Origin of the sequence: Micromonospora tarapacensis, assembly GCF_019697375.1 — a bacterium.
GTDB lineage: Bacteria > Actinomycetota > Actinomycetes > Mycobacteriales > Micromonosporaceae > Micromonospora > Micromonospora tarapacensis.
In genome coordinates this window covers 376,246-389,638 of sequence record NZ_JAHCDI010000004.1, presented here as the reverse complement: position 1 = coordinate 389,638, position 13,393 = coordinate 376,246, and the positions used below count along the sequence as shown (strand labels likewise).

The 13,393-nt window shown below is 73.3% G+C and carries 14 protein-coding genes; 9 read left to right on the top strand and 5 right to left on the bottom strand.

Translation table 11 applies throughout. The annotated features are described in order from the left end of the window. Positions 1-20: 20 nt before the first annotated feature. The 4 genes from lipB to KIF24_RS07815 all read left to right on the top strand — a co-directional run bounded on the left by lipB (position 21) and on the right by KIF24_RS07815 (position 2,771). Positions 21-662 (top strand): lipoyl(octanoyl) transferase LipB, encoded by a 642-nt coding sequence (lipB, locus tag KIF24_RS07830; protein ID WP_221083465.1) that lies wholly within the window; start codon positions 21-23, stop codon positions 660-662. 80 nt (positions 663-742) lie between these two features. Continuing rightward, positions 743-1,447, top strand: a complete 705-nt coding sequence (locus KIF24_RS07825; RefSeq protein WP_221083464.1) for an SRPBCC family protein — start codon at positions 743-745, stop codon at positions 1,445-1,447. After that, positions 1,444-2,118 (top strand): DUF4166 domain-containing protein, encoded by a 675-nt coding sequence (locus KIF24_RS07820; protein ID WP_221083463.1) that lies wholly within the window; start codon positions 1,444-1,446, stop codon positions 2,116-2,118. Before KIF24_RS07825 ends, KIF24_RS07820 begins: the two co-directional genes overlap by 4 nt. 17 nt (positions 2,119-2,135) lie before the next feature. After that, positions 2,136-2,771, top strand: a complete 636-nt coding sequence (locus tag KIF24_RS07815) for a TetR/AcrR family transcriptional regulator (RefSeq protein ID WP_221083462.1) — start codon at positions 2,136-2,138, stop codon at positions 2,769-2,771. A gap of 11 nt (positions 2,772-2,782) precedes the next feature. Here KIF24_RS07815 and aspS read toward each other — a convergent pair whose 3' ends face one another. Then, positions 2,783-4,069 carry an aspartate--tRNA(Asn) ligase gene (gene aspS / locus KIF24_RS07810; RefSeq protein ID WP_221083461.1) on the bottom strand — a complete coding sequence of 429 codons (1,287 nt, stop codon included), beginning with the start codon at positions 4,067-4,069 and terminating at the stop codon, positions 2,783-2,785. A gap of 427 nt (positions 4,070-4,496) precedes the next feature. Between aspS and lipA the strand changes: the two genes are divergently transcribed. Continuing rightward, positions 4,497-5,546, top strand: coding sequence for a lipoyl synthase (gene lipA / locus KIF24_RS07805; RefSeq protein ID WP_221083460.1), 1,050 nt, complete (start codon positions 4,497-4,499; stop codon positions 5,544-5,546). On the opposite strand, the gene KIF24_RS32335 is transcribed toward lipA, so the two are convergent. The 3 genes from KIF24_RS32335 to KIF24_RS07795 all read right to left on the bottom strand — a co-directional run bounded on the left by KIF24_RS32335 (position 5,532) and on the right by KIF24_RS07795 (position 8,746). Then, positions 5,532-6,431, bottom strand: coding sequence for a helix-turn-helix transcriptional regulator (locus KIF24_RS32335; RefSeq protein WP_331461036.1), 900 nt, complete (start codon positions 6,429-6,431; stop codon positions 5,532-5,534). The genes lipA and KIF24_RS32335 overlap by 15 nt on opposite strands. Beyond that, positions 6,341-8,452, bottom strand: coding sequence for an ATP-binding protein (locus tag KIF24_RS07800; protein ID WP_331461035.1), 2,112 nt, complete (start codon positions 8,450-8,452; stop codon positions 6,341-6,343). Before KIF24_RS07800 ends, KIF24_RS32335 begins: the two co-directional genes overlap by 91 nt. Before the next feature lie 147 nt (positions 8,453-8,599). Further along, positions 8,600-8,746 carry a hypothetical protein gene (locus KIF24_RS07795; protein WP_221083459.1) on the bottom strand — a complete coding sequence of 49 codons (147 nt, stop codon included), beginning with the start codon at positions 8,744-8,746 and terminating at the stop codon, positions 8,600-8,602. Between the two features lie 206 nt (positions 8,747-8,952). Between KIF24_RS07795 and KIF24_RS07790 the strand changes: the two genes are divergently transcribed. After that, the gene (locus KIF24_RS07790; RefSeq protein ID WP_221083458.1) at positions 8,953-9,642 is read left to right on the top strand and encodes a DUF4191 domain-containing protein; all 690 of its coding nucleotides are present in this window, start codon (positions 8,953-8,955) and stop codon (positions 9,640-9,642) included. A gap of 16 nt (positions 9,643-9,658) precedes the next feature. Here the strand turns inward: KIF24_RS07790 and KIF24_RS07785 are convergent, their stop codons facing one another. After that, on the bottom strand, positions 9,659-10,051 hold the full coding sequence (locus KIF24_RS07785) for an RDD family protein (protein ID WP_221083457.1): 393 nt from the start codon (positions 10,049-10,051) through the stop codon (positions 9,659-9,661). A gap of 382 nt (positions 10,052-10,433) precedes the next feature. Between KIF24_RS07785 and glnA the strand changes: the two genes are divergently transcribed. The 3 genes from glnA to KIF24_RS07770 all read left to right on the top strand — a co-directional run bounded on the left by glnA (position 10,434) and on the right by KIF24_RS07770 (position 13,329). Beyond that, positions 10,434-11,858, top strand: coding sequence for a type I glutamate--ammonia ligase (glnA, locus tag KIF24_RS07780; RefSeq protein WP_221083456.1), 1,425 nt, complete (start codon positions 10,434-10,436; stop codon positions 11,856-11,858). A gap of 105 nt (positions 11,859-11,963) precedes the next feature. Beyond that, positions 11,964-12,392 carry a PadR family transcriptional regulator gene (locus tag KIF24_RS07775; RefSeq protein WP_221083455.1) on the top strand — a complete coding sequence of 143 codons (429 nt, stop codon included), beginning with the start codon at positions 11,964-11,966 and terminating at the stop codon, positions 12,390-12,392. Then, positions 12,319-13,329, top strand: a complete 1,011-nt coding sequence (locus KIF24_RS07770; protein WP_221083454.1) for a hypothetical protein — start codon at positions 12,319-12,321, stop codon at positions 13,327-13,329. The genes KIF24_RS07775 and KIF24_RS07770 overlap by 74 nt, the downstream gene beginning before the upstream one ends. Positions 13,330-13,393: the final 64 nt, after the last annotated feature.

The following is a 13,393-nucleotide window of genomic DNA, read 5'->3' as shown; positions in this document are numbered from 1 at the left end:
ACGGGGCTAGGCTGGGTCGCGTGACCGCCACGACCTCCGGCCTGACGGCCGTCCGCGCCGGCGTCCTCGGCTACACCGCCGCCTGGGACGAGCAGCGCCGTCTGCACGAGGCGATCGTCGCCGCCGAGCGCGGCGACACCGTGCTGCTGCTGGAGCATCCGAGCGTCTACACCGCCGGCAAGCGCACCGAACCGTGGGACCGTCCGGTCGACGGGACGCCGGTGGTCGACGTGGACCGCGGCGGCAAGATCACCTGGCACGGTCCCGGACAGCTGGTGGGCTACCCGATCCTGCGCCTGCCGGACCCGGTCGACGTGGTCGCGTACGTGCGGCGGGTCGAGCGGTTGCTGATCGACGTGTGCGCCGACTTCGGCCTCGCCGCGGGCCGGGTCGAGGGCCGCAGCGGGGTCTGGGTGCCGGCCGACGACCGGGGGCCGGAGCGCAAGGTGGCCGCCATCGGCATCCGCGTCGCCCGAGGCGTCACGCTGCACGGCTTCGCCATCAACTGCGACTGCGACCTGACCTACTTCGACCGGATCGTGCCGTGCGGCATCTCCGACGCCGGCGTCACCTCGCTCACCGCGGAACTGGGCCGCCCGGTCGCGGTGGCCGACGTGCTCCCGGTCGTCGAGCGCCACCTGCCGACCCTCGTCGAGGTCTGACCGCCGCCCCACCACCCTCTTGAGCAACTGCTCAACTAGCTATATGCTCCGTTGAGCGGTCGCTCAAAACGGGGGTGGACATGCGGCAGATCTACGTCGAGACGCTCATCGACGCACCGCTGGAGCATGTCTGGCGAGCGACCCAGCGGCCCGGGGAGCACCGCCGGTGGGACGCCCGCTTCGGCCGGATAGATCCGGTGCCCGGCACCGCACCGGCCCGATTCCGGTACGCCACCACGGTGTTCCCCGGCCTCACCGCGCACGGCTGGGGCGTGCACGCCGGTGAGCGCGGCCGACCGGACGGCGGCCGCACCTCGGCGCTGCGGTTCGGCTCGGACGACCCGCGCTCGCTGATCGCCACCGGCTCCGGTTACTGGCGTTACCTGCCGGGTCCGCAGGGCGTACGGTTCCTCACCGGTTACTCCTACGAACCCCGGTGGGGAGCGCTCGGGCGGCTGGTCGACCTGGCGTTCCGTCCCCTGTTCGGGTGGGCCACCGCGTGGTCCTTCGACCGGTTGCGGCTCTGGCTGGCGCACGGCGTACCGCCGGAACGCGCCCGGGCCAACGCCGTGCGGGAGATCCTGCTACGGCTGGGCGCGGTGGTGGTGGCCACCGGAGCCGCCGGCACCGCCGGCCGCGTACCCGCGACGCTCACGCTGGTCGCCGCCGCCGCGGGCGCCGGCCTGGCGCCCCCGCATCCGCGGACGCCGGCCGCCCGCCGGTGCCGGCGCCGCCCGCCGGACCACCTCGCCGCCCGGCCGCCCGCCCCTCTGGAGCGGCTGTGACGTCCGTCTTCCAGCACGCCCTCGGTGCCGACTTCGACCGCCTGCACCCGCGGTTGCGCCGCCGCTTCGCGGTGGACGGCGAGCCCGACCTGGGCTGCGTGGGCAGCGGGGTGATGGACCGCGTCTGGCGCGGTACCGCCTTGACGGCGCCGTTGCTGCACCTGGGCGCGCTGCGGCACATCCTGTTTCCGGAGACCGGCCGGTGCGTGCCGTTCACCATCGAGAACTACGCCTACGCCGACTCGTACGGTCGTCCCACGCTGACCTTCGTCCGGACCTTCCAGGTCGCCCCGCACCGGCGGCGGCGCTTCGACGCCACGATGGTGTGGAGCGCCCACCGCGGCGTCCTGGTCGACTACCTCGGTACGCACCAGCACCTCGCGGTCGACCTGCACCTCGCCGTCGACCACACCGGGGCACTGACCATCCGCAGCGGGCCCCAACGTTTCCCGAGCGGCCGGGCCTGCCCCGCGCTGCTGACCGGCGACGCACGGGTCCGGGAGTGGTACGACGAGCGGGACGGACGGTTCGGCATCGACGTGGCGGTGACCAGTCGCCGGTTCGGCCCGCTGTTCGGCTACACGGGCAGCTTCACGGTCCGCTACGTGCGGCCGGACCGGGCACCGGTGCCCGCCGCCGTCCGGCCGCTACGGGAGAATCCCCGGGAGTAGGGAGACCGGAGGAACCCATGACCACCCGCGACAAGCTGATCGAGGGAGCCCTCGCCGCGATCCGTGAGCACGGCATCGCCGGCGTGTCGGCCCGCACCATCGCCGCCGCCGCCGGGGTCAACCAGGCACTGGTCTTCTACCACTTCGGCAGCGTGGACGACCTGCTGACCGCGGCCTGCCGGAGCGCCACGGCGGCCCGGGTCGGGGTCTACCGCGCCCGCTTCGCCGAGGTGACGTCGCTACGCGAGCTGCTCGACCTCGGGCGCGCCCTGCACGAGCGGGAACGGGCCGAGGGCAATGTCGCGGTGCTGGCCCAGCTGCTCGCCGGCGCCCAGAGCGACCCGCGGCTCGCCGAGCCCACGGCGGCGGCGCTGGGGCTCTGGACGGTGGAGATCGAGGCGGTGCTGCACCGGCTGCTCGACGGCTCACCGGTCGCCGCCGTCGCCGACCCCGGCGGGCTGGCCCGGGCGATCTCCGCCGCCTTCGTCGGCCTGGAACTCTTCGACGGGGTCGACCCGGCCGGCGCGCGGTCCGCGTTCGACGCGCTGGAACGGCTGGCCGTCCTGGTCGAGGTGGTCGACGACCTCGGCCCACTCGCCCGTCGCGCCGTCCGCGCCAGACTAGGCAACCTTCCCCGACCGCCCCGGACCTGACCTCGCGGGGGTTACGGGGTCAGGCGGTGCAGGTCGCGCGGGAACGCGGTGACCTCGCGGACGTTGGCCGCGCCGACCAGCCGGACGACGAAGCGTTCCAGGCCGATGGCGAAGCCGCCGTGCGGTGGCATGCCGTGCCGGAACGCCTCGACGTACCCGGCGTACGGCTCGACCGGCTCACCACGGGCGGCCAGCGCGGCCAGGTAGTCGGCGTGCCGGTGCAGCCGCTGCCCGCCGGTGACCAGCTCCAGGCCCCGGAAGATCAGGTCGAAGCCGTTGGAGTAACCCGGCCGGGCCGGGTCCGGGTGGGTGTAGAACGGCCGCTTGGCCATCGGGTACCCGGTGACGAAGAGGAAGTCGGAGCCGTGTTCGCGCCGTGCCCACTCGCCGAGCGCACGCTCGTGGGCGGGAGCCAGGTCCGGTTCGTCGGCGGGTGCCCCGGCGATCCGCAGCGCGTCGGCGAAGTGCACCGCCGGAATCCGCGCCGGCACGGCCGGCAGGTGTGCCCCGAGCGCGGTCAACGCCGCGCCGGCCCGGCCGCCGACCGCGTCGAGCATCCCGGCGAGGGTGTCCCGCAGCACCGCCATCACGTCCCGGTGGTCGGTGACGAAGCCCAGCTCCGCGTCGAGCGAGGTGTACTGCGCCAGGTGCCGCACGGTGTCGTGCGGCTCGGCCCGGAACACCGGCCCGACCTCGTAGACCCGTTCGAAGACGCCGACCATGAGCTGCTTGTAGAACTGCGGTGACTGGGCCAGGTACGCGGGCCGCCCGAACCAGTCCAGCGCGAACACGTCGGCGCCGCTCTCGGTCGACGAGGCGACCACCTTCGGCGTGTGGATCTCCACGAACCGCCGGGTGTCGAGGGCGGCCCGGAAGCCGGCCACCGCCGCCGCCGAGATCCGCAGCGCGGCCGACCGGCTCGGGTGCCGCAGCGCGACGGGTGCGTTGTCCAGCTGGGTGGGCAGGCCCGCGGTGAGCGCCGGCCGGTAGAGGTCGAACGGGGGCGGTACGGCGGGTGGGCCGAGTGGGCGTACCACCGGGTCGGCCAGCTCGACCCCGGCGGGCGCCGCGGCGTTCGCGACCACCGTGGCCTGCACCTCGACGACGGTCTCCTCGGGCAGCGCCTCGACCGCCGCGCGGACCGCCGGGTCGGTGACCACCACCTGGGCGAGGCCGGCGGCGTCCCGGACGATCAGGAAGGCCACCGACTTGAGCAGCCGGCGGCGGTGCACCCAGCCCGCGATGCGGACGGTACGGCCGGTCTGCGGGACGAGTTGGTCGGACAGGATGCGTTGCACGGTGGCTGCTCCTCGGTCGGTCGCGACGCCTCGCCTCTCGGGTGCGAGCGCGTCGTCTCAGCCCCGGGAGGTGTGGGCGAGCGGGAACCTCGCGGTGCCACCACACCTTCGCCCCCGCGCCGGCGGGGGCCTCGTTCGCCGCCTTTTCACCGGGGCCAGCCGGGCGGGCTCTACTGGACGTGCCGCGTGCACGTCCCGGCCGGCGACCGGGCGTGAACACGCCGCACGCTGTTCTTCCCGCAGCTCGGGAGGGTCTTCGCGGCCCGGTGCCAGACCGCCTCACAGCAACCGGCGGCTCTCTTCAACTGGCGGTCGGGGCGCTACTCGGCTCCGTCGTCGCTTCGTGCGGGGCACGCTAGCACCCCATCCGGTCGGTGTGTTACGGGTTTTTTCCACCCCCGGTGTCCGGCGTCACAGCATTTCCGGGGTGACCGCCGTCGCCCGCCGTTCATCGACCGCCCCCACCCGGCGTAGGCTCGTTTTTGTGACGATCGAGCACTCCGCGCCGACGACCGGCCAGGCCGCGCGTACCGCGACGCCCGCACCGGAGGGGCGGCGGCTGCTGCGGATCGAGGCCCGCAACGCCGAGACGCCGATCGAGCGCAAACCCCCGTGGATCAAGGTCAAGGCCAAGATGGGCCCGGAGTACACGCAGCTGCGCGGGCTGGTCGCCCGCGAGGGGTTGCACACCGTGTGCCAGGAGGCCGGCTGCCCCAACATCTACGAATGTTGGGAGGACCGCGAGGCCACCTTCCTCATCGGCGGTGACCAGTGCACCCGCCGCTGCGACTTCTGCCAGATCGACACCGGCAAGCCGGCCGAGTTCGACGCCGACGAGCCGCGCCGGGTGGCCGAGTCGGTGGTGTCCATGGGGCTGCGGTACGCCACCATCACCGGCGTCGCCCGCGACGACCTGCCCGACGGCGGCGCCTGGCTCTACGCCGAGACCGTCCGGCAGATCCACGCCCTCCAGCCCGGCTGCGGCGTCGAGTTGCTGATCCCCGACTTCAACGCTGTTCCCGAGCAGCTCGCCGAGGTCTTCGGCGCCCGGCCGGAGGTGCTCGCGCACAATGTCGAGACGGTGCCGCGGATCTTCAAGCGGATCCGGCCGGCGTTCCGCTACGAGCGCTCACTGGACGTCATCACTCAGGCCCGCGAGGCCGGCCTGGTGACCAAGAGCAACCTGATCCTGGGCCTCGGCGAGGAGCGGGCCGAGATCTCCCAGGCACTGCGTGACCTGCACGCTGCCGGCTGCGAGCTGATCACCATCACGCAGTACCTCCGCCCCTCCCCCCGGCACCACCCGGTGGAGCGTTGGGTCAAGCCGGAGGAGTTCGTCGAGCTGAGCGCCGAGGCCGAGGAGATCGGCTTCGCCGGGGTGATGAGCGGCCCGCTGGTGCGCTCGTCGTACCGCGCCGGCCGCCTCTACCAGCAGGCCCGCGCCGCCCGCGACGCCGCCCCGCTAGCCACCCGCTGACCCCACCCGGTCCGGTCCGCGATCGGGCCCGGGGTTGCTGAGCAGGTTCAGGCGGTGCGCCACCGCGGCGGCCTCGACCCGGTTGGTCACGTCCAGCTTCGCGATGATCCGGGAGACGTGCACGCTGGCCGTCTTGGGCGAGATGAACAACTGCTCGGCGATGCGGCTGTTGCTGTGCCCCTCGGCGACCAGCCGCAGCACCTCCCGTTCCCGCTCGGTCAGCAGCTCGGCGCCCGGGCGGCCCCGGCCCGCGCCGCGTAGCCCGACCCGCCGGGCCAGGGTGGCGGCCCGCTCGGCGAGCCGGGTCGCGCCGAGTCCGTCGGCGAGCGCGGTCGCCTCGGTCACCGCCGCCACCACCTCGTCCCGTTCTCCGGCACCGGCCGCCGTCTCGGCGTAGGCCAGCAGCGTTCGCGCCAGCTCGCCCGGTTGGCCGGCCGTCCGCCAGGCCGCGACCGCCGCCCGCGCGGCGCCGAGTGGATCGGCGCCGGGGGCCACCGTGGCCGCGACCTCTGCGGCGTACGCAAGCTCGGCCGGAAACCGGGCCGTCACGGTGCCGGCCAGCGCGGCGACCCCGGCGGCGAGAGCCTCGTCGCCGGTGTGCCGGGCGACCTGGGCCTGGGCGGCGAGCAGCGGCCAGCCGTAGCGGGGATAGTAGGCGACCGCCGGATCGGTCAGGCTCACCTGGGCGGCCCTGCGGGCCTCGTCCCGATCGTCGGCGACCAGCGCCGCAGCCAGGCGCAACTGGTGCAGCGGGAGCCGGTTGTGTGGATGCAGGTACGGCTTGGTCAGGAAACTCAACGCCCGGCCGACCGTCTCGTCGGCACGGGGATGGCCCTGGGCCAGCCGCAGCACCGCCCGCAGTTGCAGCCAGTGCAGCCCCGACACGCCGGGCGGGTCGAGGCGGGCCGCCTCGGCGCACACCTGGTCGGCCTCCGTCCAGCGGCCCAGCGCCAGCAGCGCCTCCGCCCGGTTGGAGAGCAGGTACGCACCGGTGGAACGGCTGATGCCGACCCGGCGTGCCTCGGTGACCCCGTCGGCGGCGGCCTGCGCCGACTCCTCGTAGCGGCCCAGTTCGAAGAGCAGATCGGAGATGTGTACCAGCGCACTGACCAGCGCGGGTGCCTCTCCGGCGGCGCGGGCCAGCGCCTCGCACCGGCGTAGCTCGGCGAGCCCGAGATCCGGTGCGCCGTCCCGACGCCGCAGCACCGCGAGCTGCACCGGCAGCAGCGCACCGTCGGTGCCGGCAGCCTGCGCCGCCGCCACCACCTCGGCGGCGATCCTGGCCCCGTCGTCGTGGTCGATGCGGGCCAGGTGGTCGGCGAGGTCGGCGAGCAGCCGCAGCCGCTCCGGGCCGTCCGGCACCCCCGACACGAGCCGGTACGCCTCGCGAAGCTCGGCCGCGCCGTCGCTCTTGCCGAGCATGGCCAGCAGCCGGCCGCGGCGGCCCAGCAGCCGCGCCCGCGCAGCGGCTGCGCCGCGCTGTCCACCTCGGCCAACGCGGCCCGGGTCAGGGTCAACGCGCGCTGGTAGTCGCCGGCGATGGTCGCCGCGGCGAGCGTCTCCTCCAGCACCGCCAGGTGGTCCATGCCGAGCCGGTCGGCCGCGTCGGGCACCAGTTCCCACAGCTCCAGCACCCGCTCCAGCAGCCGGCTCTGCTCCGCGTACGCGTACCGGTCGCCGGCGGCGCAGGCGGCCACCCGGGCGGTCACCAGTGCTCGGGGATGGTCGTGGGCGGCGTACCAGTGGTGGGCGATCTCGGCCGGCGCCCGGCCGGCGGCGACGAGATGCGGCTGGGCCTCGACGGCGGCGGCGAAGCGGGCGTGCAGCCGGGCGTGCTCGCCGGGCAGCAGCTCGTCGTGGACGGCCTCGCGGACCAGCGCGTGCTGGAACTCGTAGTCGCCGTCCGGGTCGGCGACCAGCAGTTGGGCGGTGACGGCGGCCCGCAGGGCGTCGTCCAGCTCCGGCTCGGGCAGTCCGGCGACCTCGGCGAGCAGTGGGTGGGCCAGCCGGTTGCCGCCGGCCGCCGCGATCCGCAGCACCCGCTGGGCCGGCTCGGGCAGCCGGTCCACCCGGGCGAGCAGCAGGTCGCGCAGGGTGTCCGGCAGGGCGGCGCAGCCGATCGGGCTGCCGGCCGCGGCCAGCTCCTCGATGAACAGCGGGTTGCCCTGGGTACGGTCGTGGATGTCGTCGACCGCCCGCGCCCCGGGCTCGGCGCCGAGCAGCCCGGCGAGCACCGCACCGGTGCCGTCCCGGTCCAGCCGGGCCAGCTCGATCCGGTCGACACCCCGGTCCCGGTCCAACTCGGCCAGGAAGGGCCGCAGCGGGTGGCCCCGGTGCAGCTCGTCGGTGCGGTAGGTGCAGACCAACAGCAGGCGGCCGGTGCGGGCAGCGCGCACCAGGAAGCCGATCAGGTCGCGGGTCGACCGGTCGGCCCAGTGCAGATCCTCGATCACCAGCACCAGCGGCTGCGCGGCGGCGAGCCGACCGAACAGCTGGGCGACCAGGTCGAACAGGTAGCCGCGCGGGGCGTCCGAGAGGGCGGCGGCGGGCGTGGCGGCACCGGGAGACACCCGGGCCAGCTCCGGTAGCAGGCGGGCGAACTCGGCCTCGTACCCGTCGAAGACGCCGACACCGTCGCGGCGCAGCACCGCGCGCAGCGCCGCGGCGAACGGGGCGAACGGCAGGCCGGCCTCACCGAGTTCGAGGCACTGGCCGACCAGCACCCGGGCGCTGTCACCCGCGGACCGGCCGAACTCCTCCAGCAGCCGGGTCTTGCCGACCCCGGCCTCGCCACCGACCAGGACGGTGGCGGGTTCCCCGGCGCGGGTGCGGGCCAGCGCCTCACCCAGCCGGGTCAGCTCACTCTGTCGGCCGACGAGCACGGTGCTGCGGGTACGGGGATTCACGGCACCGAGCATGCCACGCCCGGTCGCCGTGCCGTCCCCGCCGACCGGGCCGCTGTCGGGCTGGGCGGAGTCGCCACCGCCCCGCCCAGCGGGAGTTGTTAACAGGGGGCCCTTCCTCTACTCCAGGCGATAAGAAGGGGCCCTTCCTTATCGCTCACGGCGGCGGCTCAGCCAGCCTCGTGCCGAGCGGCGGGGCAGCGTCCGGGCGAGCCGGTCGCGCGCGGCCTCGGCGCGCAGTTCGGCGGAGTGCGTGCGGTGGTGGGCGAGGAGGAAGTTGGCGTCGTTGCTGAACATGTCGGGCTCCTGTGGGTCGTCGTCATCCGGTGACTCCGACTCTGCTCGCGAAGGTGCCGACGGGGCATGAGGTCACCGCCTGATCTGTGCCCGCTCGCCCGCCTTACACCCGACCGTACGAAGCGCTGAGGCGACGTAAGGTACTCAGCCGGCCGAGGACCGGGCGCGGATCAACGCCGCAGCGGGCGACCACTAGACTCGACGCCATGGCAAAGCCCCAGGAGAAGGTCTCGTTCGGCCAGCGGCTGAAGCAGATCGGGTTGGTGTTCCGGTTCACCGCCAAGCAGGACAGGTGGTTCGCGCCGATGGCCACTGGCGCGGTGCTGATCCCGCTCGCGCTGACCGTGGTCGCGGTCATGCTCTGGGGCTGGCTGTGGTTGCCGTTGGGCATCCTGTTCGCCCTACTCTTCCTGCTGATCGTGCTCAACCTCCGGTCCAACCGGGCGATGATGAACGCCGCCGAGGGCCAGCCGGGCGCCGCCGCGCAGATCATGGAGAACGTACGGGGCGACTGGCGGGTCTCACCCGCGGTCAGCTCGACCACCCAGATGGACATGGTGCACCTGGTCATCGGCCGGCCCGGCGTGATCCTGCTGGCCGAGGGGGACCCACAGCGGGTACGCGGGCTGCTCGGCCAGGAGAAGCGCCGGCTCGCGAAGGTGATCGGCAACGCCCCGCTCTACGACTACGTCATCGGGCAGGCCGAGGGCGAGCTGCCGATCCGCAAGCTGCGGATGACGTTGATGCGGCTGCCGCGCAACCTCAGCGGCAAGGACGTCAACTCCCTGGACAAGCGCCTCAAGGCGCTCACCGCCCGTCCCCAGATGCCCAAGGGCGCCATCCCGAAGAACCTCCGCCCACCCCGCAGCGCCTTCCGCCAGTCCCGCGGCCGCTAACCCCTTGGGTGGGGGGTCAGGTGGGGGTGGTTACTGAGCCGGTCAGGCGGTCGTGGAGGCCGCGGCGGTGGTGGTCCATCAGCAGCGCGGGGACGACCAGGGCCAGCAGTACGCCGCGCAGCAGGGCGCGGAGCAGGCCGATCCGGCCGCCGTCGGTCCAGTCGACGCAGCGGATCCGGGTCAGGTACATGCCGGGGGTCTGGGCGAACAGGCCCAGGAAGAAGCCGTACGCCACGATCAGCACGACCACGGGCGCCCAGGCGTCCCGGGTGGGGCTGGCGAACAGGCCCGACGCGAGCAGACAGAGAATCCAGTCGATGACCAGCGCCCCGAACCGCCGGTTCAGGTCGGCCGGAGTGAATTCGGGGTCTGCGGCGGGTGGTGGCGCAGGGTGCGGCTGGGCGGTCACAACGGGCAAGCCTAGACAGCGCCGCCGGCCACACCGGGCCCAACCCCGACGAGCGGCACTGACGCCCAACTCCCCAGCCCTCAGCCGCCCTCCAGCCCTCAGCCCAGACCCAGACCCAGCCCTCAGCCGGGAGCCAGCCCTCAGCCCGGACCCAGCCGACTTGCGGCACGCGCGCGGGCGCCGAAAAGGACCAATGACGCCAAGTGTCACTACACTGGCACCAGTCGGACCAGTTCCTCGGGCTCCGGTGTCCGGAACGGGCGCCGGGGCGACCTTTCACGAGGGACGTAACACGGCAGAAACACTGGAGACATGGCAGGGCAACCCGCCGGCCATAGCGTCGCCAGGAGCCTAGCTACCCGTGGACGTGCCAGGAGGACGAGTGTTCGCCAATCCCGAGGAACTCCTGCGTTACCTCAAGAACGAGGACGTGAAGTTCGTCGACGTACGTTTCTGTGACCTGCCCGGCGTCATGCAGCACTTCAACCTGCCGGTGGAGTCCGTCGACGACGACTTCTTCACCAACGGCCTCGCCTTCGACGGTTCGTCGATCCGGAGCTTCCAGGCGATCCACGAGTCGGACATGCTCCTGCTCCCGGACGTCGCGACCGCCTTCATCGACCCGTTCCGCGCGCAGAAGACCCTCGCGCTGAACTTCTTCATCCACGACCCGTTCACCCGCGAGGCATACTCGCGCGACCCGCGGAACGTGGCGAAGAAGGCCGAGGCATTCCTGGCCGCCAGCGGCATCGCGGACACCGCGTACTTCGGCCCCGAGGCGGAGTTCTACATCTTCGACTCGATCCGCCACGAGACCTCCGCCAACCAGGCCTTCTACTACATCGACTCGATCGAGGGCGCCTGGAACACCGGCCGGGAGGAGGAGGGCGGCAACCGCGGCTACAAGACCGCCTACAAGGGCGGCTACTTCCCGGTGCCGCCGGTCGACCACTACGCCGACCTGCGCGACCAGATCGTCCGCAAGCTGATCGACACCGGCTTCACCGTCGAGCGCTCGCACCACGAGGTCGGCACCGCCGGCCAGGCGGAGATCAACTACAAGTTCTCCACCCTGCTGCACGCGGGTGACCAGCTGCAACTCTTCAAGTACATCGTGAAGAACACCGCGTGGGCCGCCGGCAAGACGGCGACCTTCATGCCGAAGCCGCTCTTCGGCGACAACGGCTCCGGCATGCACACCCACCAGAGCCTCTGGCTGGGCGGCGAGCCGCTGTTCTACGACGAGACCGGCTACGCCGGCCTCTCCGACACCGCCCGCTGGTACATCGGCGGCCTGCTGCACCACGCGCCGTCGCTGCTGGCCTTCACCAACCCGACGGTCAACTCGTACCGCCGCCTGGTGCCCGGCTACGAGGCGCCGGTCAACCTGGTCTACTCGCAGCGCAACCGCTCCGCCTGCACCCGCATCCCGGTCACCGGCAGCAACGCCAAGGCCAAGCGGGTCGAGTTCCGGGTGCCGGACCCGTCGGCCAACGTCTACCTCGCCTTCTCGGCGATGCTGATGGCCGGCCTGGACGGCATCAAGAGCAAGATGGAGCCGCCGACGCCGATCGACAAGGACCTCTACGACCTCCCGCCGGAGGAGTGGGGCGACGTCAAGCAGGTGCCGGGCTCGCTGCCGGCAGTGCTCGACTCGCTCGAGGCCGACCACGACTACCTGCTCGACGGCGACGTCTTCACGCCGGACCTGATCTCGACCTGGGTGGACTGGAAGCGGGCCAACGAGGTCGACCCGGTGCGTCTGCGCCCGACCCCGCACGAGTTCGCGATGTACTACGACTGCTGAGCCATCTGCACACCGGCCGGGCCGGCTCCGCGATCGCGGGCCGGCCCGGTGGTTTGTGGGTCGGCGGGGTCTCCCCGATACCTTCGCGTCCGATATATTGAGGGCGTGGACACACCGCTGCGGGAACCGACGTTCCTGATCCTCACCGCGCTCGCCCGCGAGCCGATGCACGGCTACGCGATCATCGGCGAGGTCGCCGCCCTCTCCGACGGGCGGCTGTCGCTGCGCCCCGGCACCCTCTACGGCGCGCTGGACCGGCTCACCGACGCCGGCCTGGTCGAACTCGACCGGGAGGAGACCGTCGACGGTCGGCTGCGCCGCTACTACCGCCTCTCCCCCGGCGGCGACGCCACCCTCACCGCCGAGACCGAACGGCTGCGACGCAACGTCGAGGCGGCGAGCGCCCGGCTGCGCGCCCGCTCGGCGCGCCGACTCGCCCCCGTACCGCCGAGGGCCTGGCATGACCGCGCTGGAGCGCCGCTACCGGCGACTGCTGCTGGCGTACCCGGCCGACTACCGCCGCGACCGGGGTGACGAGATCGTCGGGACGTACCTCGACCTCGCCGACGGCGGACGGCGCTGGCCCTCCCCGTCGGACGCCGCCGACCTCGTGCGCGGCGGCCTCCGTCAGCGGCTGCGGTCCGCCGGCGCCACCGACCTGATCCCCGGGGTACGCCTCGCCGGGCTGCTCGCCCTGGCCACCGCCACCTTCCTCGCCGGCTTCTGGATGATCGTCGAGCAGCAGTCGCCGCCCACCGAGTGGGGCCTACGACCAAGCTTTGGGCCGTTCGTCTCGGCTGGTGTCGTCGCGTGGTTCGGCTGGCTGATCGCCGCGCTCCTCGTGGCCGTCACCCCGGGCCGCCCCAGCCGGTCGGCGATCGCTCTGGCAGTGCTGGCGACCGCTGCGGTGCCGGTGCTGAGCGTGATCGCCGGCTCCCTCCGACCACCATTGCTGGTACTGGTGCCGCAGGTCGCCCTCGGCGTGTTGGCGCTGGCGGTCGCCGACCACCTGCCGCTGCCGATCCGAGCCCTACCCATCACCGCGGCGGTCGCCGGCGGCATGGTCGCGTGGGCGGACGAGAACGTCGCCTACTGGGGCGCGGACCGCGGAGGCGTCGAGCAGCTCCTAACGGCGGCTGGCGCGGTGCTACTGGCGGTCGCGGTACTGCTCACGGTCGGGCTGGCCATCAAGCGGGATGGGCGAGGCACCTGGGCGTTGGCCGCCCTGCTCACCCCGATCGGCCTGCTGAGCGTGCACATCCTGGCCGGCATGGTCGACGGGCTCGGCGGCGCCCCACGGCCCACCTATCCGACCCTGGTCACCACCGCACTCGTCGTCGCCATGCTCGGTCCGACCGTGCTGCCAGCGGCCGTCGCGCTGCGCCGCCGAGTCCCCACCCACTCCACCGACCCCCACTCCACCGACCCCCGCCCCACCAGGCCCTGCCCCACCTGCGGCGCCCACCGCTGACCACCACCCCCGCCCACCCCAACCCACCCCGGTCCGCCGAGCCGCTTGCCCCGATCCGTGGCAG